19 protein-coding genes are annotated in these 19,571 nt (G+C 26.9%); all 19 read left to right on the top strand.

The window, feature by feature from the left end:
- Nucleotides 1-663 precede the first annotated feature (663 nt).
- The 19 genes from CRU95_RS01805 to CRU95_RS16975 all read left to right on the top strand — a co-directional run bounded on the left by CRU95_RS01805 (nucleotide 664) and on the right by CRU95_RS16975 (nucleotide 19,114).
- Nucleotides 664-1,368, top strand: a complete 705-nt coding sequence (locus CRU95_RS01805) for a cytidylyltransferase domain-containing protein (RefSeq protein WP_129099448.1) — start codon at nucleotides 664-666, stop codon at nucleotides 1,366-1,368.
- The gene (locus CRU95_RS01800) at nucleotides 1,365-2,408 is read left to right on the top strand and encodes an N-acetylneuraminate synthase family protein (RefSeq protein WP_129099447.1); all 1,044 of its coding nucleotides are present in this window, start codon (nucleotides 1,365-1,367) and stop codon (nucleotides 2,406-2,408) included. The genes CRU95_RS01805 and CRU95_RS01800 overlap by 4 nt, the downstream gene beginning before the upstream one ends.
- Nucleotides 2,408-3,478 (top strand): peptidoglycan bridge formation glycyltransferase FemA/FemB family protein, encoded by a 1,071-nt coding sequence (locus CRU95_RS01795; protein WP_129099446.1) that lies wholly within the window; start codon nucleotides 2,408-2,410, stop codon nucleotides 3,476-3,478. The genes CRU95_RS01800 and CRU95_RS01795 overlap by 1 nt, the downstream gene beginning before the upstream one ends.
- Entirely contained in the window at nucleotides 3,453-4,112 is a 660-nt protein-coding gene (locus CRU95_RS01790) for a formyltransferase family protein (RefSeq protein WP_129099445.1), read from the top strand. The genes CRU95_RS01795 and CRU95_RS01790 overlap by 26 nt, the downstream gene beginning before the upstream one ends.
- Nucleotides 4,102-4,968: a sugar phosphate isomerase/epimerase gene (locus CRU95_RS01785; protein ID WP_129099444.1), complete on the top strand. Its 867-nt coding sequence runs from the start codon at nucleotides 4,102-4,104 to the stop codon at nucleotides 4,966-4,968. Before CRU95_RS01790 ends, CRU95_RS01785 begins: the two co-directional genes overlap by 11 nt.
- Complete coding sequence (locus CRU95_RS01780; RefSeq protein WP_129099443.1) at nucleotides 4,965-6,371, top strand: aminotransferase class I/II-fold pyridoxal phosphate-dependent enzyme; 1,407 nt, start codon at nucleotides 4,965-4,967, stop codon at nucleotides 6,369-6,371. Before CRU95_RS01785 ends, CRU95_RS01780 begins: the two co-directional genes overlap by 4 nt.
- Before the next feature lie 93 nt (nucleotides 6,372-6,464).
- The gene (locus CRU95_RS01775) at nucleotides 6,465-8,054 is read left to right on the top strand and encodes a hypothetical protein (RefSeq protein WP_129099442.1); all 1,590 of its coding nucleotides are present in this window, start codon (nucleotides 6,465-6,467) and stop codon (nucleotides 8,052-8,054) included.
- Nucleotides 8,054-8,860, top strand: coding sequence for an FkbM family methyltransferase (locus CRU95_RS01770; protein WP_164969709.1), 807 nt, complete (start codon nucleotides 8,054-8,056; stop codon nucleotides 8,858-8,860). The genes CRU95_RS01775 and CRU95_RS01770 overlap by 1 nt, the downstream gene beginning before the upstream one ends.
- Nucleotides 8,861-8,940: 80 nt before the next feature.
- Nucleotides 8,941-10,086: a glycosyltransferase gene (locus CRU95_RS01765; protein ID WP_129099440.1), complete on the top strand. Its 1,146-nt coding sequence runs from the start codon at nucleotides 8,941-8,943 to the stop codon at nucleotides 10,084-10,086.
- Nucleotides 10,079-10,519, top strand: coding sequence for a hypothetical protein (locus CRU95_RS01760; RefSeq protein WP_129099439.1), 441 nt, complete (start codon nucleotides 10,079-10,081; stop codon nucleotides 10,517-10,519). The genes CRU95_RS01765 and CRU95_RS01760 overlap by 8 nt, the downstream gene beginning before the upstream one ends.
- A complete protein-coding gene (locus CRU95_RS01755) occupies nucleotides 10,512-11,519 on the top strand; it encodes a bifunctional 2-polyprenyl-6-hydroxyphenol methylase/3-demethylubiquinol 3-O-methyltransferase UbiG (RefSeq protein WP_129099438.1) in 1,008 nt (335 codons plus the stop codon). The genes CRU95_RS01760 and CRU95_RS01755 overlap by 8 nt, the downstream gene beginning before the upstream one ends.
- Entirely contained in the window at nucleotides 11,516-12,625 is a 1,110-nt protein-coding gene (locus CRU95_RS01750) for a DegT/DnrJ/EryC1/StrS aminotransferase family protein (protein ID WP_258238595.1), read from the top strand. The genes CRU95_RS01755 and CRU95_RS01750 overlap by 4 nt, the downstream gene beginning before the upstream one ends.
- On the top strand, nucleotides 12,622-13,377 hold the full coding sequence (locus CRU95_RS01745; protein ID WP_129099436.1) for a class I SAM-dependent methyltransferase: 756 nt from the start codon (nucleotides 12,622-12,624) through the stop codon (nucleotides 13,375-13,377). The genes CRU95_RS01750 and CRU95_RS01745 overlap by 4 nt, the downstream gene beginning before the upstream one ends.
- A complete protein-coding gene (locus CRU95_RS01740) occupies nucleotides 13,374-14,552 on the top strand; it encodes a hypothetical protein (protein ID WP_129099435.1) in 1,179 nt (392 codons plus the stop codon). Before CRU95_RS01745 ends, CRU95_RS01740 begins: the two co-directional genes overlap by 4 nt.
- A 14-nt stretch (nucleotides 14,553-14,566) precedes the next feature.
- Nucleotides 14,567-15,091, top strand: a complete 525-nt coding sequence (locus CRU95_RS01735) for a hypothetical protein (RefSeq protein WP_129099434.1) — start codon at nucleotides 14,567-14,569, stop codon at nucleotides 15,089-15,091.
- A gap of 76 nt (nucleotides 15,092-15,167) precedes the next feature.
- The gene (locus CRU95_RS01730; RefSeq protein WP_129099433.1) at nucleotides 15,168-15,869 is read left to right on the top strand and encodes a bifunctional 2-polyprenyl-6-hydroxyphenol methylase/3-demethylubiquinol 3-O-methyltransferase UbiG; all 702 of its coding nucleotides are present in this window, start codon (nucleotides 15,168-15,170) and stop codon (nucleotides 15,867-15,869) included.
- Nucleotides 15,866-17,311 carry a class I SAM-dependent methyltransferase gene (locus CRU95_RS01725; RefSeq protein WP_129099432.1) on the top strand — a complete coding sequence of 482 codons (1,446 nt, stop codon included), beginning with the start codon at nucleotides 15,866-15,868 and terminating at the stop codon, nucleotides 17,309-17,311. The genes CRU95_RS01730 and CRU95_RS01725 overlap by 4 nt, the downstream gene beginning before the upstream one ends.
- A gap of 23 nt (nucleotides 17,312-17,334) precedes the next feature.
- Nucleotides 17,335-18,954, top strand: coding sequence for a glycosyltransferase (locus CRU95_RS01720; protein ID WP_129099431.1), 1,620 nt, complete (start codon nucleotides 17,335-17,337; stop codon nucleotides 18,952-18,954).
- Nucleotides 18,955-18,997: 43 nt separating this feature from the next.
- On the top strand, nucleotides 18,998-19,114 hold the full coding sequence (locus tag CRU95_RS16975) for a glycosyltransferase (protein ID WP_375153681.1): 117 nt from the start codon (nucleotides 18,998-19,000) through the stop codon (nucleotides 19,112-19,114).
- Nucleotides 19,115-19,571: the final 457 nt, after the last annotated feature.

Below are 19,571 nucleotides of genomic sequence, written 5' to 3'. Positions count from 1 at the left end.
TTAATGTATCGACTTCTACCCTATACTTACTTTAATGATGAATTGATTTTATATTTAAATCTGTTTAAGATATTCTAAAAGCTTTCTCAATATGCCAAAGATTAGAGTAATTTTCTACTATTTCATTTGGACAAAGCTTTGTATTTGTAATATACCCCTTAAGTCCATCCCAAAGCTCATCTTAATGAAATTTATCATAATCAATATTATCAGCTATTTTTTAATAAATATATTTATTGTATCCTCTACTCTTGATTTGATTTTTTGAGAGCTTTCCTGATTTAACTCTTTTTTCTAATCGTTTCAAACCTTTTCCAATATTCTATTTATCTCTTTGGTTCTTTATTTTGTCCAATATTGGGTGGGGAGAGAAAAGCTTACACCATCATTTCAAAATAATAATCAAGCGAATTAGTTAGAGTTTTACAATTTACAAAGTATTAAAAAAGGAGTTGTAAAAGCGTATCAAGATTAATATTATCCAATTCTTTAAATTAAATAAAAATATAATTTAATTTTAAGTAAGTTTATCATAAAATCAAGTAATAATTTAAAAGAGGATTACTCTATGTATTCACTTCAAAGAGATTCTAAAATATATCGTGCAGTTGAGAGTAAAAGCTATATTACCTTTATTAGAAAATTATTTCACAATATATAAATATGAAAAATATAGCTCTAATTCCTGCAAGAGGTGAAAGTAAAAGACTTCCAGGAAAAAATATAAAAAAACTAAATGGTAAACCACTTATTGCCTATAGTATAGAAACTTGTTTGGCATCTAGAAATATTAGTAGAGTTATTGTATCTACTGATGATGAGAATATTGCAAGAGTTGCGAAAGAATATGGTGCAGAAGTTCCATTTATAAGACCTAAATATCTTGCAAAAGACAAAGTTGGAGATAGAGAAGTTATGTTACATTTAACAGACTGGTTGAAAAAAAATGAAAATTACACCTTTGATAATCTAATTTATATTAGACCAACAACTCCATTTAAAAGTACCCAAATGATAGAAGAAGCATTAAAACAGATAGAAGATAAAAAATATTCAGCTATAAGAAGTGTTACAAAATCTGAAGGAGTATTTCACCCTTATTGGATGTATAAACAAAAAAATGGTTTTTTAAATACTTTTGTAGATGATTTAAAAGTAGAAAAGTTTTACCAAAGTCAGCTTTTACCAGAATGCTTTAGGTTAAATGGTGTTGTGGATATAACAAGAGTAAATACTCTAAAAAAATACCAAAATATATATGGTAACGCTATAGGATATATTGAAATAGATGAAGAAAGAGCGATTGACATAGATACAGAATTTGAATTTATGTTGTGTGAGTTTATGATAGAAAAAGAGCTAATATGAAAAAACAGATTATACAAGGTCGAGAGATTTCAGATCAAGCACCAAGCTTTATTATTGCAGAAGCAGGAGTGAATCATAATGGTAGCATGAATTTAGCTTTTAAATTAATAGATGAAGCGAAAAAGGCAGGTGCAGATTGTATAAAATTTCAAACATTCAATACAGAGATGTGTGAGAGTAAATATGCATTAAAACCAGAGTATTTTAAAGGAAGAGATGGAGAATTTAATAAAAAAGATTTTTCAAAATCTTTAGAATTTAATAAGATACAATTTAAAGACCTAAAACAATATTGTGATGAAAAAGGGATAATGTTCTTATCTATGGCAGCTGATTATCCATCATTTGAGATACTCCTTGATATAGGATGTCCTGCTATCAAAATTGGTTCATCAGATACACTTAATTTTCCTCTTTTTAAACTCATGGGAGAATCGAAACTTCCGATAATTTACTCTACAGGTATTTCGACACTTGAAAATGTACGAATGGGAGTTGATTATCTCTATAATTCAGGTGTTGAAGATTTATCGATTTTGCAATGTACTTCACAGTATCCAGCACCCTTTAAAGATATCAATCTAAATGTAATGAATGAATATAAAAAAGAGTTTGATGTACCAGTTGGACTTTCTGATCATTCGCAAGGATTACATGTACCTTATGCTTCTATTGGAATGGGTGCAAAAATTATTGAAAAACACTTTACGTTAAGTAGAAATCTACCAGGAGTAGATCATATCGCTTCGATTGAACCGCATGAGTTAAAAGAGATGGTTTTAAAAATAAGAGAGATTGAAGATGCGTTAGGTGATGGACTAAAAGAGATAAAAGAGAGTGAAAAAGAGCACTTAAAAACTATGAGAAAATCATTATTTAGTTTAAGCTCTATAAAAAAAGGTGATATTTTTAGTCTCAAAAATATTGGTTCAAAAAGACCAGGAGGTGGCATTCTACCCATAGAGATAGACTCAATCTTAGGAAAAGTGGCAAAAGTAGATATAGATGAGGATGAATACATTACAAAGGAAATGTTTTAATGCTGTTTGAAGTTTATACTATTTCAGATAAGCTCAAATGGGATGAGAGAATTTCTTCATTTGATGATGAAAAATTAGATATTTACTATTTACCAGAATACTATCAAACGTGGATAGAACATGAAAAAGCAGAACCCATTTGTATCTATTGTGAAATAAATAATAGTAAATTTTTATATCCATTTTTTAAAAAAGAGATTAAACGATATGAACTTGATGCAAAATATTATGATATTTTTAGTGCGTATGGATATGGAGGAGTAGTGTCTGATGTAAAAGAGAAGACTGATAGAAAAATATTTAATTATGAGTTTAATAGATGGTGCAAAAACAATAATATCATTGCTGAATTTATACGAGAAAACCCATCTATAAATAAATTAGATAACTTCATAAGAGATGCTGAATATTTGAAAGTGAGAACCAATGTTTTTTTAAAATCAACAGATAATTATAAAATTCCTAGTAAAAGTAGAAGAAATTATATTAAGCAGGCAATAAAAAATAATCTAAGTATTCAAATTGATGAAAATCTAGAAACCATAGATAGTTTTACTAAATTATATAATATGACAGCTAAAAGATTAGATATGGATAAAAGTTACTTATTCAACGATAATTATTTTAATAATCATAAAAAATATTTTATAGCTAATACAAAAATTATAAATATTCTTTTTGAAGATAAAATCATATCAAGTTCTATGTTCTATTATGGTTTTAAAAAAACGATTTATCATCTAAGTGGATCTGATTTTAAGTATAAAAAATTATATCCAAATGAACTCCTTATGCAAGCAATGATTAATGAAAGTAAAAAGATAAACAATTCATTACTTAGTTTAGGTGGAGGGACAACTGATAATCCAGAGGATAAATTGTTTAAGTATAAAAATAGATTTGGAGATAATTTAAGAGATGTTTATATAGGGAAAAAAGTCCATAATGAAAATATATATAAAAATATATGTAAACAATGGGAAGTAAATTATTCCGATGTGGTGAGTAAATACAAAAATTTTTTTTTAAAATATAGGTTTATAAATGAAAATTGTATTTATCGTAGGTAAAAGGGGTGGTGATTATTTCGCTGTAAAAAGAGCAATAGAAAAAGGGCTACTTCAAAATATTGAAATTGTTTACATAATTTCTAATTCATCATTATCTAAAGCAATGAATGACTATAAAATCATTAGTGATAACTTCTATTGTAAACAAGATAATGAAAGTCGAGTGCAATTTTTTGATAATGTACAAGATTTACTTGCAAAAATAGAATATGACTATATTGTTTTATCTGGCTTTGATTGGCTAATACCTTCAAAACTTGTAGAAACTAACATAAATAAAATCATTAATTCTCATCATTCTCTACTGCCAGCTCATCCAGGATTATTTAAAAAAGAAAAGTTGGTAGAGAGTGATGATAAATTTTTAGGAGCAACATTGCATTTTGTAGATAATGGAGTGGATACAGGTATAAAACTAACTCAAGCAGTATTTTTAAACTATGGAATAGAAAAATTTGATTTAATCTTGAAGATATATAGATTTATTCAAGATTGTATGATCGTTCAATCGTTAGCTGAGTTAAATAATCAAGAAGCAGAACATAGAGAAATATATTTTAATGAAATACTTTTTAATCCATCAATTGAACGAAATATTTTAAAATGCTTTGAAAGGATTTATTTTGGAAAATAATATTTATATAAGCACAGGTGCATTTAAAACTAAAAATTTTGATGAAATATTAGAAATAGCAAAAAGACACAATATAATGAATATTGAACTAAGTGCTGGAATGGATTATGATGAAGATATTATTTCAAAAATATCTGAAGCTGAAAAAGATTTTAACTTTTTAGTGCATAACTATTTCCCAACACCAAAAGACTCTTTTTTACTTAATTTTGCTTCTGAAAATGATACGACTATAGAATCATCTATGAGTTTAGCTAAACAAGCTATAGATATATCTGCGATAGTAAATGCTGAGTTTTATGCAGTACATTGTGGATTTACATTTGATTCAAATGGTTCACATTTAGGTAATGCTTCTCAAATGGATTTACCAAAGCTATCAATGCAAAATGCTTATAGTAACTATATAAGGAATATTAAAGAGCTCAATAAGTATGCAAAGTCTAAAAATGTAAAACTAGCTATAGAAAACAATGTAATAGCTGATTTTGGACTTATAGATGGAAAAAATGAAATATGTTTAGGTGCAGATATTGAAGGATTAGAAAAAATATTTCATATTGTAAATGATAAAAACTTACATCTTTTGCTTGATTTAGCACATGCAAAAGTTAATATAAATACACTTGGATTAAATATTGACCATTTAATAGAGAAGTTTGATAAAAAGATAATAGGACTGCACATAAGTGATAATAATGGGAAAAGAGACACAAATGAAAAACTAACATTAAATAGTGATATTTTAAAATATATAAAAAAGCTTAAAGATAGATATTTGATACTAGAAGTTTATAAAATTGAACCTAACGAAATAATAGAACAAAATAAACTTTTAAAAGAGGTAATACAGTGATAAATAAAATGATATGTAAAGCAAATGACAGTCTAATAGAAGTGATGAAAATCATCAATGAAAATGCTATGGGAATAGCATTTGTTGTCGATGAATCTAATAAACTATGTGGCACAGTGACAGATGGAGATATCCGAAGAGCACTGCTTAAAGATATAGGTCTGCAGGATAAAGTCAAAAATATCATCTTAAAAGAGTTTACTTTTGGATATATCACTGATAGCTATGAAAGTTTGCAAAAAAGAATCGACCATAGAATCAAAATTATACCTTTGGTAAATAAACAGAAGGAAGTAGTGGATTTTTTTGAATATAAGCAAAATGTTTATTTCCCTGTAGCTATTCCAAATCTCAATGGAAATGAGTTTAAATACCTCACGGATGCTTTTATGAGCACATGGATATCTAGTAGTGGTGAATATATAGAACGATTTGAAAATGAATTTTCTAAATATTCAGACTGCAAATATGGTGTTACTTGTTCAAACGGAACTGTTGCGATTCATTTAGCACTTATTGCTTTAGGAATTAGTGAGGGGGATGAAGTGATAGTACCAGATCTCACTTTTCCAGCTACTATAAACACCGTACTTCATTCAAAAGCAACTCCAGTGATAGTTGATGTTGAAGAAAATAGCTGGTGTATAGACCCAAAAGAGATAGAAAAAGCCATTACTCCAAAAACTAAAGCTATCATCCCTGTACATATCTATGGGCAAAGTTGTGATATGAGTACTATTATGAAAATAGCTACAAAATATAACTTAAAAGTAATAGAAGATTGTGCAGAAGCTCATGGTGCTATGTATGGTGGTAAAAAAGTTGGAAGTTTTGGAGATATAGGGTGTTTTTCATTTTTTGGAAATAAAGTAATTACAACTGGTGAAGGTGGTATGTGTGTAACAAACAGCGTCCTATTAGATGAAAAAATGAGAGTACTAAGAGATCACGGTATGAGTAAGACCAAAAAATACTGGCATGATGTAATTGGTTACAACTACCGTATGACAAACCTTCAAGCTGCTATAGGACTAGCACAATTGGAAAGAATAGAAGAAATACACAAAAACAGAAAAGAATATGAAAAAAACTACAAAAAACTACTACCCAAAGATAAGTTTGCATTTCAACAAGATATAGAAAATCGAAGAAGAATCACATGGCTTGTAAGTGTGCTACTTGCGAAAAGTATAGATAGAGAAGTATATATTACTAAACTAAAAGAAAAAGGGATAGATGTACGACCATTTTTTTATCCACTTAGTGATATGGATATATATAAGCAGTATTGTAAAAATAAAACACCAGTTACTCATAAGCTTTCAAAAGTTGGACTAAATCTACCTACTTATGAGAGTTTGAAAAGTATGGATGAGATTAGAAATATTTTGAGAGATATTTAATGAATTTTAGAAACTATAAAAGTAATAGAATAAAACAATACATGGTATTTAAAATGGATTATGCCAAAATACTCAAATACAGGAATAATACTAATGAAAACAGCTGAAATTTTAAATTCAATAAATAAAAATATTCCTAAACAAACCAACAGAGGGAAAGTCTTATTTACTCAATCATTTAGTATATATGAACCCTGTTTTGTGCATGATAGATTGATGGCATATTCTTTAATGTTAAGAGGTTTTGATATTTATGCAACGTTCTGTGATGGTATCCAAGAGAATGAATGTAATGTCTATGGTGGAGTATGGGGGGGAGGTGAGACTTTCAATAAGAACTGTCAAACTTGCCAAGAAAAATCACAAGATTTATGGTCAATTTTAGATGAAGAAAATATATATAAATATTCTTCTTATTTAGAAAAACAAGACTATATAGATATTGAGAATAAGCTAATAGCTGTTCCATATAATAAATGGAAAGATTATCATGAAGATGATTTTAATTATGGACTATGGAGTAAAGATATCTTAGTAAATAATTATGTAGTTGCTGATTATAAACTTATAGAAAATCATGAGATTTTAGGAAGAAGTCATCTAAAAAATCTATTATTACTAAAAATTGCCTATGAAAGAATTATAAAAGTAAATAAACCAAATAGAATAATCTCAAATGATAGTTACTATGGAATGTGGAAAATGTGGGAATTATTAGCAGTAGAGAATAACATACCATTCTATTCTCATTGGAGTGGAACAAGAAAAGGAGGATGGTGCTATGCATATAACGATGCAAGTATGAATCTTGATTTTTCTAAAATATGGGAAACTTACTCATCTATCTCACTTACAAAAGAAGAAGATGAAAGAGTAGAACAATGGCTTCAAAATAGAACTTTGGGTAATGACATGATTTTAAATACAGCAACATTGTTGGATTATCAAAATGAAACTGCTGATTTTTCTAAATTTCACAAGAATAAACCAACTGCAACACTTTTTACAAATGTTGCTTGGGATTTAGCCGCACTGAATAAAGAAATTTTTACAAAAAATATTTCAGAGTGGATAATCGAAACGATAAAATGGTTTAGTGAACATCAAGAATTTCAATTAATTATAAAAACACATCCAGCAGAAGCTAATCCAACAATACCAGCTACAAAGGAAACAATTGAATCTGTTATAAAAAAAGTATTTGTAAAATTACCAAATAATATTTTCTTTTTATCACCAAAAGCTTCTATTACAGTATATGATTTATTTAAAATAACTACTGTAGGTATTGTTTATACAACAACAGTTGCTATGGAAATGGCGGCGAGAGGTATTCCTATTATAACGGCAGGAAAGTCACACTATAGGGGGTATGGATTTACTATTGATCCTAGTACTATTTCTGAGTATTTCACTTCATTAAAAAGTATACTAAAAGATCCAAATGAATCTGATTCAAAAGAAACTATAAATCTTGCTAAAAAATTTATTAAATTTAACTTCTTTCATTATTATTCTAAAATAGGTTTATTTGAATTTGAATGGAAAAAACCAATAAATATATTAATTTCTTCTTCAAAAGATTTAAAAAAAGGTAATCATCAACATTGGGATTATATAATAGATAAAATAGAAAAAGGAGAACCTATTCTAGATTCTAAAGAATGGCCAAAAGAAAGCTGATGAATTATATATTTACAGAAAAAGACAACAATCTTTATAAAGTAGAACAATCATTAAAAATGCAAGAAAAAAGTGTGAAGCAATATTCTAAAACATTGAATACAGTCAAAATTACAACAAATGAAGTTTTTTGGCCTTCAAATATTTCAGATACTGCTCTACCCTGGCTTCATCATGAAATATTTGACTCCTTTGAAAATAACCCCTCTTCATATAATCATCCATGTATGGAAATTGATAAGGTAGATTGGATTATTGATGCTGGTTGCTGTGAAGGATATTTTCCATTATTTGCATTTCAAAAAAACTCAAATTGTAAAGTTATTGCTTTTGAACCATTAATAGAAATGGAAGAGGCACTAGTAAATACATTTTCAAAAGAACTAAAATCTAAAAATATGATTCTGATTAATAAAGCATTAGGAAAAGAGACTGGAAAACTAAAGTTTTTTAGTGGAGATACACATTTATGTGACTCTAAAATTTGTTTAGATACTCAAAAAAATGATCATTCATATGATGTAGAAGTCACAACTATTGATCTTGTAAGTAAACAACAAAATATTACTAAAAATGGAATGATAAAGATGGACATAGAAGGAGCGGAGATGGATGCATTATCAGGAGCAACACAACTCTTGAAAACATATAAACCTAAATTAGCAATTGCAGTCTATCATGAATATGAAAATGCCACGCTTTGTAGAGAAATTATATTAAAAGCTAATCCTTCATATAATATAGAGTTTAGAGGTGAATATTGTTATTTTGAACCTCCTAGACCATATATGTTATTTGCATGGTAAAATATTAAGGCTAAGATGGAGAATATACTAATTAAATTGTTCAATTTTCCCAATATAACTACATCCATAAAGGTAATTAAATGAAAATACTATTTACAACACCAATATTTCGCTTTCCATCAATAGGAGGACCCGAATTAAGAATTGAAACATCAATTAAAGCATTATCTAAAATTAGTAATCTTGTATGCTATATTAGACTGCCAAAATTAAGGCTAACTAGTGAATCTGATAATTTTTTAAATGATTTATCTGAGGAAGTTTATTATTTAGACCCACATATTCCTAAAGATGTCTTTTGGCCACAAATTTTAGAAAATGAAAAACCTGATTTAATTTGGTTTGGATATGGGAATATATCATATGTTCTAATGAAATACTTGAAGTCAATAACAAATATACCTTTAGTCTGTGATACTGATAGTGTTTGGTCTAAATTTATTCTTAGAGAACTAGATGTAGAAAATAATGAGAAAAGAAAAATAGAAATCCTAGATGCAGGTAAAATCAAGGAAAATGAAGAAGAAAGTTGGGTTGATTTTTGTGATGTAACAACTGCTGTTTCTGAAATTGATATGGAATATTATAAGTCATTAACAAAAGATAAAAATAAAATCCATCTTTTTTCTAATGTAATTGATTTATCATCATACCAAAATTGTATAGAAAATATTTATAACATAACATCTCCTTCTTTATATTTAGCAGGAACTTTTTGGAAAAATTCTCCAATGGAAGATGCTACTCGTTGGCTTGTAGATAAAGTATTTTCAAACTTAATAATTAAATACCCAAATTTAAAGTTATATATATTAGGGAAGAAATCTACTGAAATAGTAGGTGATTTAAGTAATCAAAATATACTTGTAGTAGGTAAAGTTGAAAGTGTATTACCATATTTAAAGCATGTTGATGTAGTATTGGTTCCTTTACGTTTCGAATCAGGAACAAGGTTTAAGATTTTAGAGGCAATGGCTTGTAAAAAGGCAATAGTATCTACGACATTAGGTGCAGAAGGAATACCTGTAACAGATAATGAAAATATATTAATAGCTGATGAACCTAATATTTTTTATCAAAAAGTTGTTGATTTAATTGAAAATAAACTAACAAAAAATAAACTTGCCAAAAATGGATATAATTTAGTTAAAGAACAATATGATATTGATAATCTTGCACAACAAGGAAAAGCAATTTGCAAATACTTAGGTTTAATAAATGATTAGAACAATCATTCATGATAATCAACAAATAGCTATTATTATTAAAAATAATTACAAAAAAGAAGGTGTAGAGTTTTTCACGCCAAATGATTACTCTCAACAACTTGCCTATATGTCGCATAAAAAAGGTAAAAAAATTGATGCACATATACATAATAAAGTAACTCGAGATGTTCATATGACTCAAGAAGTTTTAGTAATAAGAGAAGGCAAACTTCGTATAGATTTTTACACACAGGAAAAAGAATACTTAGAAAGTAGAATTCTTGAAAAAGGAGATGTAATACTACTTGCTAGTGGTGGACATGGATTTGAAGTATTGGAAGACATTGAAATGATTGAAATAAAGCAAGGTCCATACCTAGGAGATGAAGATAAAACAAGATTTACCCATATTTTAAAAGAAAATATAAAAATTAAGGGAGCAAATGAATAACTTATATAAAACTCATAATTTTAGAAATGATATTTTTCAATATGCAGATAAGAATAGTAAACATATATCTAATTTCAAAAGAAAATTGAAAAATAAAGATTATTCCATAAGTGAATACTCTTGTACTATTTGTAACACATCTGATTTTACAACCGTTGCAGAAGCAGATGAAGGTTTTAAATGGGGTATATGTAAATCTTGCGGACTGTTACAAATATTTCATAGATTAGGTAAAAATAATATAAATGAGTTTTATACATCTGGTGAATATCAAGCAATATGTATGGGAAATTTAGATGATAAAACCCACTTTGCATTAGAATATGAAATAATGAGTTTATATTTTATAGATATTTTAAATAACTTAGACCTTGAAGCAAATGAAACAAATATTTTAGAAATAGGTTGTGGTTCAGGAGGGATATTAAAAGCTTTTAAAGAATGGGGAGCAAACTCAGTAAAAGGATATGACATTGATTCTCAAAAAATTAATTATGGAAAATCTTTTGTAGAAGAAATTGAGTTTGCAGATGCTTTAGAATTAGATAATAAGATATTTTCTCAATACAATATTATTTTATTAAGTAATATATTGGAACATTTAAATGATCCCACGATTTTCTTAAATAACTTATCCAAAAGACTTGAAATAAATAATAATTATATAATTATTGATATACCAAATTTAGAATACATGTACAGCTATTCAGATATTTCACTCCAAAAATTCTTTCATATTGGACATTTATGGTATTTTAATCCAATTACAATCGAAAAATTAATAAATAAAGTAGGATTTAGAATTAAACAAATAATAATTAAGGGAGCTGCATTTAGTATAGTATGTAAAAAAGATTCAAATAGTGAGATAATAAATACCAATAATAGCTATTGGAATACAATTTCTTCTATTCAATATACCAATTTTTTAAATGATAAAAATAATATTTTAAATATAGCACAAGAAAAATATGCTAAAGTTAGCCAAAAGTACTTATGATGATACCTGTAAATACTCCAATCTTTAATGGTAATGAAAAAAAATATCTAAATGAATGTATAGATACAGGATGGATAAGTAGTGAAGGTCCATTTATCCAAAGATTTGAAAAAGAAATGGCATTTTATGTAGGACGAAAATATGCTACAGCTTGTGCAAATGGAAGTGCAGCATTAGATATCGCAGTCAAAGTATTAGAACTGAAAAAAGATGATGAAGTAATAATACCCTCATTTACTATTATTTCATGTGCACAGTCACTTGTAACCCAAGGAATCAAGCCAGTACTTATAGATAGCCATTTTGATACATTTAATATGATAGTTGAAGATATTGAATCAAAAATAACAAATAAAACAAAAGCTATTATGATTGTACATATATTTGGACTTGCAGTTGATATTGATCCTATTTTAGAACTTGCAAAAAAATATGACCTTAAAATTATAGAAGATGCAGCAGAAGTACATGGACAAGAGTATAAAGGCAAAAAATGTGGTAGTTTTGGAGACATAAGTATATTTAGTTTTTATCCTAATAAGCATATAACTACAGGTGAAGGTGGGATGGTTCTTACAAATAATGAAAACCTTAATAAAAGAGCCAAGAGCTTAAGAAATCTTTGTTTTTCTACAAATAGATTTATTCATGAAGAACTTGGATGGAATTATCGAATGACAAATATGCAAGCAGCACTTGGTGTTGCACAACTTGAACAAATTGACACAATAATTGAGAAAAAAAGATGGATAGGAAATACATATAATGATTTATTAAAAGATATTGAATCAATTAATTTACCTATACCAAATACAAATTATTGTGAAAATATTTATTGGGTATATGCGATTACACTAAAAGATACATGTACAAAAAATGCAAAAGATATTATCTCAGAACTTGGAGAATATAAAATAGGTAGCAGACCATTTTTTTATCCAATGCACAAGCAACCAGTGTTTAATAAAATGGGATTGTTTTTAAACGATAACTTGCCATATAGTGAAAAACTTTATGAAAAAGGTTTTTACATACCAAGTGGGTTAGCTTTAACTAAAGAGCAAATAGAAGAAGTATCAGAAGTATTACATAAGGTTTTAAAATGAATCAGTTTGGAGATTTATATTCACAATATTACGATTTACTTTATAGTGATAAAGATTATGAAAAAGAAGTTGATTATGTAGAAAGATTAATTAAATCAAACCTTCCACAAGCAAAAACTATTCTTGATATGGGCTGCGGAACAGGAAAGCATGCTGAACTTTTTTGCAATAAGGGATACAAAGTTCATGGAATTGATTTAAGTGAAGATATGCTTAAAATTGCACATGAAAGAGCAAGGAACAAAGAAGATAGATTATCTTTTAGCCAGTCAAAAATTCAAGATTTGAATTTACGTAAAAAATTTGATGTTGTAATTTCATTATTTCATGTAATGAGTTATCAAAACTCTAATGAAGAACTTATAAAAGCTTTTGAGGTTGCTAAAACTCACTTAAATACAAATGGGGTTTTTATATTTGATTTTTGGTATGGACCAGCTGTATTAACTGATTTACCAACGACTAGAATAAAAAGATTAAAAAATGAACATATTAATGTTACGAGAATTGCAGAACCAACATTAGAATGTCAAAAGAACTTAGTTAATGTTAGCTACAATATATTTATTGAAAATAAATTATCTAAAAATATTATACAAAAAAATGAATTACATCAAATGAGATATTTTTTTGACACAGAACTTGAACTTATTTGTGAAAAAGAAGGATTCAATATTGAAGAAAAAAGAGAATGGTTGGATTCTAAAAATCCAAATTTTAATAGTTGGAATGTTGTATGGATTCTAAAATGAAAAAAATTGCATTTATTTGGCCTGCAGGATTTCCTTTAAATAGAATGATTTGGCCACAAGATTTTCTTAATATATTAGCAAATTATTTTTTCATTGATTTATATTGGGGACAAAAAGAAAATCATTTCCAAGGTAGTACACTTAAACTTCATGAAAATATTAATGTAATTAGCTATGGAATTTTAGAGCACTATGTAAAACAAGATTTTAGTGATATTAAACCATACCTTATTGAAAGCTTAACATCTGGAAATATTCAATATCTATATAATTCTATACAAAAAAACAACTACGACTATTGTATTGCTAATGAAAAAAGCTCGTTAGTTATAGCAAAAGAATTTATGCAAAAAAACACTAAAATTATTTATTGGCCTACAGAATTATATACTATGGAAAGCCATGCTGACTCTCATCATAGGCTGCCTATTCAACTTGATTATGAAAGAAAAGTTATAAACTCAATAGATTTGATAATACATGCTGATGAAAATAGAGAAAAGGAATTTTTTAGAATTTGTCAAAAAGAATTTTTTACAAAAAAATTATATTTTCCTATTTCACTTAAACGAGAAAAAATATCAAATTCTCCAAATAAATCATATCATAATCTATTTAATCTAGAGAAACAAAAGAAAATTATTTTATACAATGGATTGATTTCTGTCCATAAAAGATTTATTATTGATATAGTAATAGCAGCACAAAAAATGCCAGAAGAAGTTGTAGTAGTATTAAGTGGCCTACATAATGGTGATTCTGAATTACTTAGAATAATCAAAATATTAGATAAAAAAGGTCAAATATTTATTGATACTATTTTGCATAGTCCAGAAGAAAGACATAATTTATTTTGTACTGCAGATATTGGTTTAGCATTTTATGTAGAAGATGATGTAAATGAACTGTTAACTATTATGTCATCAGATAAAATAGCCTCATATACTAGAGCAGGTCTTCCAATAATAAGTTTTGACTATAGTAATTATATAAATATTTATGGAAAAGTAAAATTTGGAATTGGAATAGATGAATTTCAAAATATAAACAGAGCGATAACAGAAATCTTAGCTCATTACGATGAATATTCAAAAAATTCACTAAGTGCCTATGAAAAGTATTACTGTCTTGACAATAATATTAATTCACTATTAAAAACATTAGATAAATTATAAATTTTGAGTCTTAAATGATAAATAATCTTTTAAAGTGTAAACAAATAATTGCATCTCTAACAACTTATGATACAAGAATAAATTTTGGAAATGGGGTATCTCAAAAGAATATAATTTTATCACATATTGAATCCATGTTTGCTCAAACTAAGTTTGAAAAAAATCACAAAAATATATATAATACAAGAGTAACTAATAATTTTATTTCTAATAATCCGAACAATCAGATATTACTTACTAAGCTATTAAATAAACTAAATATAAATTTAAATCAATTAATTGAAAATAAAAAATTTATTCTATATGGTTATGGTAATATTGGGATTAATATTTACAATAATTTCAATAATCAAGTCATAGCAATAATTGATAAAATCTATAAAGTATTAAGGAATCAATATAAATTAGATATTTTTGGATTAGAAAAAATAAAGCAATTAGAGTTTGATTATGTTGTTATTTCTGTATTGGGAAGAGAAGAAGAAATAATAGATGAATTAATTAGAGACTACAATTTAATAAATAAGAGGTTATCTTAATGAACAAAAATAAATATGATTCTAAGAATCCTACAGAAACAACTTTTGCAGATTTTTACATTTTTGAGAAAAAGCAATGATAAATCCATCTAAAAATCATACAAATAGAAAAGCATATAATTGGCTACTATATGACCAAGCAGATAAGTATTTGATTGAATATATACCTTTTTATAAAGGTGTAATGCTAGATTTAGGATGTGCAGACAAACCTTTTGAAGAATTTTTTAGACAATATGTTGATGAATATATAGGCGTAGATTGGTCAAACACTATTCATAATAACAAAGCTGATATTGTTTCAGACCTAAATAAAAGGATTGATTTAGAAGATGCTTATGCAGATACAATTGTTTCTCTAAATGTATTAGAACATCTTTGTGAACCACAAGTTTTTCTCAATGAATGTCATAGACTTTTAAAAAATGATGGAACTTTAATTTTACATATACCATTTCAATGGTGGATACATGAACACCCATATGATTACTTTAGATATACGCCTTATGGGCTAAGGTATCTTTTGAATAATGCGGGATTTTTAGATATTCATATTCAACCAAGCTCAGGTTTTTTTACAACTATACTATTAAAAATAAATTATTTTACTCAAAGAGCAATAAAAGGTTCAAAACTAAGAAAAAAAGTTATTAAAGGTATATTAATGCCAATTTGGTGGCTAAATCAAAAACTTGCCCCTAAACTTGATAATATGCATAGAGGTTGGTCTTTAGAGGCACAAAGTTTTTTTGTAATTGCAAAGAAAAAAGAAAAATGACTTCAAAAAATAGAATAATTGCATCACTAACAACTTATGGGACAAGAATAAATACTGTACATATTGCAATTGAAACTATTTTAAATCAAACATTTAAAGCGAATAAAGTTATCCTTTGGCTTGCAGAAGATGAGTTTCAAGAAAAATCTATTCCTGAGAGTTTGAAAAAATTACAAAATAAAGGTTTAGAACTCAATTTTTGTGAAGACATAAAATCTTATAAAAAACTAATACCAACACTTGAGAAATATCCAAATGATTTAATTATAACTTTTGATGATGATATTATTTATGAGAAGGATATTATTGAAAAATTAGTGGACGCGTATAAAAAAGAACCTATGGTAGTTCATTGTGCGCGAGGTCATAGAATAAGATTTGATAAGGATAACAATGTACGTTCATATAATCAATGGGAACATTGTTCTGAAGTATTTAAAGAAGGGTTTGAAATATTTCCCACAGGCGCAGGTGGTATTCTATATCCTCCTGACTGTTTTGATAAAGAGATAACAAATAAAAATATTTTCATGACGTTAGCCCCACATGGAGATGATATATGGTTTAAAGCTATGACCTTAAGAAATGGTATTAAATCTAAAATAATATCGCAAAAAAATAAAAAATACATGGATTTAAAATATATTGAGAATACACAAGAAAATGGCTTGAGTTTATTAAATATTGATGAAATAAATGGTAATAATAAACAAATAAATCAAGTGTTTAATAAATATAACCTATTTGATTTTTTAAATAAAAATGGAAGAATGAAAACAAAACGATATTGTCCAATTTGTAATACTAGTACACACAAGTTTAGCCCTTATGGCGTAGCCATGAGAGAAGATGCAATGTGTCCCACATGTAGATCAGTTGAAAAGGATAGATTGGTTTGGTTATATTTAATTAAGCAAACTAATATTTCAAGTAATCCAAATATAAAAATGCTTCATGTCGCACCAGAAAAAATATTTCAAAAAATATTTCAAAAGTTACTCAAAAATAATTATATATCAGTAGACTTACATGATAAAAGTGCCATGATTAAGATGGATATAACAAACATAAGATTTGATGACGATAGTTTTGATGCAATATACTGTAGTCATGTTCTCGAACATGTAGTTGATGATAGAAAAGCTATGAAAGAATTAAATAGAGTATTAAAAAAAAGTGGCTGGGCTATTTTAAATGTCCCTATAGTCTATAATGACAAACCAACATTTGAAGATTTTTCTATTGTTGATCCAATTCAAAGAACAAAAATTTTCGGGCAAGCAGATCATATTAGAAATTATGGCACAGATTATAAAGATAGATTAGAGGGATCAGGGTTTAAAGTAAAAACTATATATCCAAAAGATTTTTTAACTCAAGATGATATAGAACTTATGAGAATTACCCCTTCAGCAGGTGAAATTTACTTTTGTACGAAATAATATATTAAGGTAAAGGAAGTAATTTGAATATTTTGCATGTAATTTCTGGTAATTTAGATGGTGGAGCAGCAAGAGGTGCATTTTGGCTCCATACTGCATTAAAAGAATTGCATATAAACTCTAAAATTATTACCACTAGTACCAAAATAATTGAAGATACTGATATTATTTATGTGTCAGAGGATAACTATTACAGGAGAAGATTAGAACAAATAGTCTTAGATAAAAATTATCCTAATAGAACAAAACAAATATTTTCTACTGGATTATTTGGGTTCGACATAACAAAATTAAAGGAATTTGAAAAAGCAGATGTTATACATCTTCATTGGATAAATGACTCCTTTATTAAAATTGAAGATATAAAAAAATTCAAGAAACCAATAGTTTGGACAGTTAGAGATTTATGGCCTATGACAGGAGGTTGCCACTACCCAATGGATTGTAAAAATTTTTTTGATAAATGTGGTGCTTGTCCCCAAATTTCAAGTAATGATCAATATGATTTATCAAATAAGATCCTTCAACTTAAGAAAGATTCTTTCAACTCAAATATACAAATTGTTGGTATTAGTAATTGGGTAACAAATAATGCTAAAAAAAGTTCTCTTTTTAAGAATTTTAATATAAAAAGAATATTTAATAATGTTAATAGCAAAACATTCCTTCCTCTTAATAAAGAAATATCTAAAAAAGAACTTTTATTACCCCTTGATAAAAAAATAATATTAGTGGGAGCTCAGAGTCTAGATGACGTTTATAAAGGTTTTTCTAAATTTATAAAAGCCATTTCTTATTTAAATAGAAATGACTATTTTTTATGCATATTTGGAGAAATAACTACTGATTTACTTATTCAAATAAATATGCCCCATAAACTATTCGGATTTGTCAAAAATAGTGTAAACCTAAACAAGTTATACTCTGCATCTGATGTTTTTGTTGCACCATCAATAACAGAAGCATTTGGAAAAACAATTGTAGAATCAATGCTTAGTGGTACTCCTGCCGTATGTTTTAATGCAACAGGACCAAAAGATATTATTTCACATAAAAAAGATGGATATAAAGCCAAACCATACTCTCCTAAAGACCTTGCAAATGGAATTGAATGGGTTATTAATAATACAAATTATAATAATTTGTGTCTAAAGACCAGAGAAAATGCAAAAGAAAAATTTGATAGTATAGTAATATCAGCTCAATATAAAAAATTATATGAAAGAATTATAAACAAAAAATCCTCTGCAAAAGTAATACAAAAAAGACTTCATACTGAAAAGAATCAAAATAATGACAAAATTAAAGATTTAGTTTTTGATGCTTTAACAACTAATAACTATAACTTTTCAATATTAATAAATAGTTTTTACTTAAATATAGAGAAACTAAATAAAAAACCTAATAAAAAATATATTATTTATGGTAATGGAACAATAAAAAAAATAATAGAAGCTTTATTAACTAATAAAATTGTTGGATTTATTGATATTAATGATTCTAAAGATCATTCAAAAGTTTTAAGTAACTTAATATATGATAAAATCATCATTAGTGTGATGGGAAGAGAAAAAGAAATACAAAATTATCTTACAAAAGAGATTGGTATTCACAAAAAAAAGTTATATATTTTTAAGATATAAAAAATAAAGATTACTAAGGAAAAATAATTATCCTAAAGTCTCAATTATTACTCCAAATTGCAATAAATTTTTAGAAGAGACTATTAAAAGTGTTATAAATCAAAATTACCCTAATCTAGAATACATAATAATAGATGGGGCAACAATGATAAATCTATAGAAATTATTAAAAGATATGAAAAATATATCTCATATTGGATTAGTGAAAAAGATTCAGGAATGTATGAAGCTATACAAAAGGGATTTAACAAATCTACTGAAGATATAATGTGATGGCTTAATTCCGATGATAAATATCATGATAAAGCACTCTTTAATATTGCAAATATTTTCATGCAAAATCCTACTGTAAACTGGATAATAGGTGCAAATATATATTTTAATGAAGAAGGTCAAACTTCTCATACTAAACCATCTTTTCCACATAATAAATATTCACAATTTTTTATCCAAAAGAATTTATTTAGCAAAGTCTACTCTATGGTTAAGAAGTCTTTGGGAAAAAGTAGGTTCATACATTAACACAAAATTAAACTATGCAGGAGGTTTTGAATTATGACTTAGATTTAGTTCTAATCAACTAACCAAAAAATTTATGCATAAATATATCGATGAAC

The sequence above is a fragment of the Arcobacter sp. F2176 genome (assembly GCF_004116465.1).
Classification (GTDB): domain Bacteria; phylum Campylobacterota; class Campylobacteria; order Campylobacterales; family Arcobacteraceae; genus Arcobacter; species Arcobacter siniprincipis.
The sequence above is the reverse complement of the archived record's forward strand: the minus strand, read 5'-3'. Positions and strand labels throughout refer to the sequence as shown.

What these genes read in the sequence shown, in the direction of transcription:
- CRU95_RS01805 (WP_129099448.1), top strand. Translation starts at nt 664, where the DNA reads ATGAAAAATATAGCTCTAATTCCTGCAAGAGGTGAAAGTAAAAGACTT.
- CRU95_RS01800 (WP_129099447.1), top strand. Translation starts at nt 1,365, where the DNA reads ATGAAAAAACAGATTATACAAGGTCGAGAGATTTCAGATCAAGCACCA.
- CRU95_RS01795 (WP_129099446.1), top strand. Translation starts at nt 2,408, where the DNA reads ATGCTGTTTGAAGTTTATACTATTTCAGATAAGCTCAAATGGGATGAG.
- CRU95_RS01790 (WP_129099445.1), top strand. Translation starts at nt 3,453, where the DNA reads ATGAAAATTGTATTTATCGTAGGTAAAAGGGGTGGTGATTATTTCGCT.
- CRU95_RS01775 (WP_129099442.1), top strand. Translation starts at nt 6,465, where the DNA reads ATGAAAACAGCTGAAATTTTAAATTCAATAAATAAAAATATTCCTAAA.
- CRU95_RS01770 (WP_164969709.1), top strand. Translation starts at nt 8,054, where the DNA reads ATGAATTATATATTTACAGAAAAAGACAACAATCTTTATAAAGTAGAA.
- CRU95_RS01765 (WP_129099440.1), top strand. Translation starts at nt 8,941, where the DNA reads ATGAAAATACTATTTACAACACCAATATTTCGCTTTCCATCAATAGGA.
- CRU95_RS01760 (WP_129099439.1), top strand. Translation starts at nt 10,079, where the DNA reads ATGATTAGAACAATCATTCATGATAATCAACAAATAGCTATTATTATT.
- CRU95_RS01755 (WP_129099438.1), top strand. Translation starts at nt 10,512, where the DNA reads ATGAATAACTTATATAAAACTCATAATTTTAGAAATGATATTTTTCAA.
- CRU95_RS01750 (WP_258238595.1), top strand. Translation starts at nt 11,516, where the DNA reads ATGATGATACCTGTAAATACTCCAATCTTTAATGGTAATGAAAAAAAA.
- CRU95_RS01745 (WP_129099436.1), top strand. Translation starts at nt 12,622, where the DNA reads ATGAATCAGTTTGGAGATTTATATTCACAATATTACGATTTACTTTAT.
- CRU95_RS01740 (WP_129099435.1), top strand. Translation starts at nt 13,374, where the DNA reads ATGAAAAAAATTGCATTTATTTGGCCTGCAGGATTTCCTTTAAATAGA.
- CRU95_RS01735 (WP_129099434.1), top strand. Translation starts at nt 14,567, where the DNA reads ATGATAAATAATCTTTTAAAGTGTAAACAAATAATTGCATCTCTAACA.
- CRU95_RS01730 (WP_129099433.1), top strand. Translation starts at nt 15,168, where the DNA reads ATGATAAATCCATCTAAAAATCATACAAATAGAAAAGCATATAATTGG.
- CRU95_RS01725 (WP_129099432.1), top strand. Translation starts at nt 15,866, where the DNA reads ATGACTTCAAAAAATAGAATAATTGCATCACTAACAACTTATGGGACA.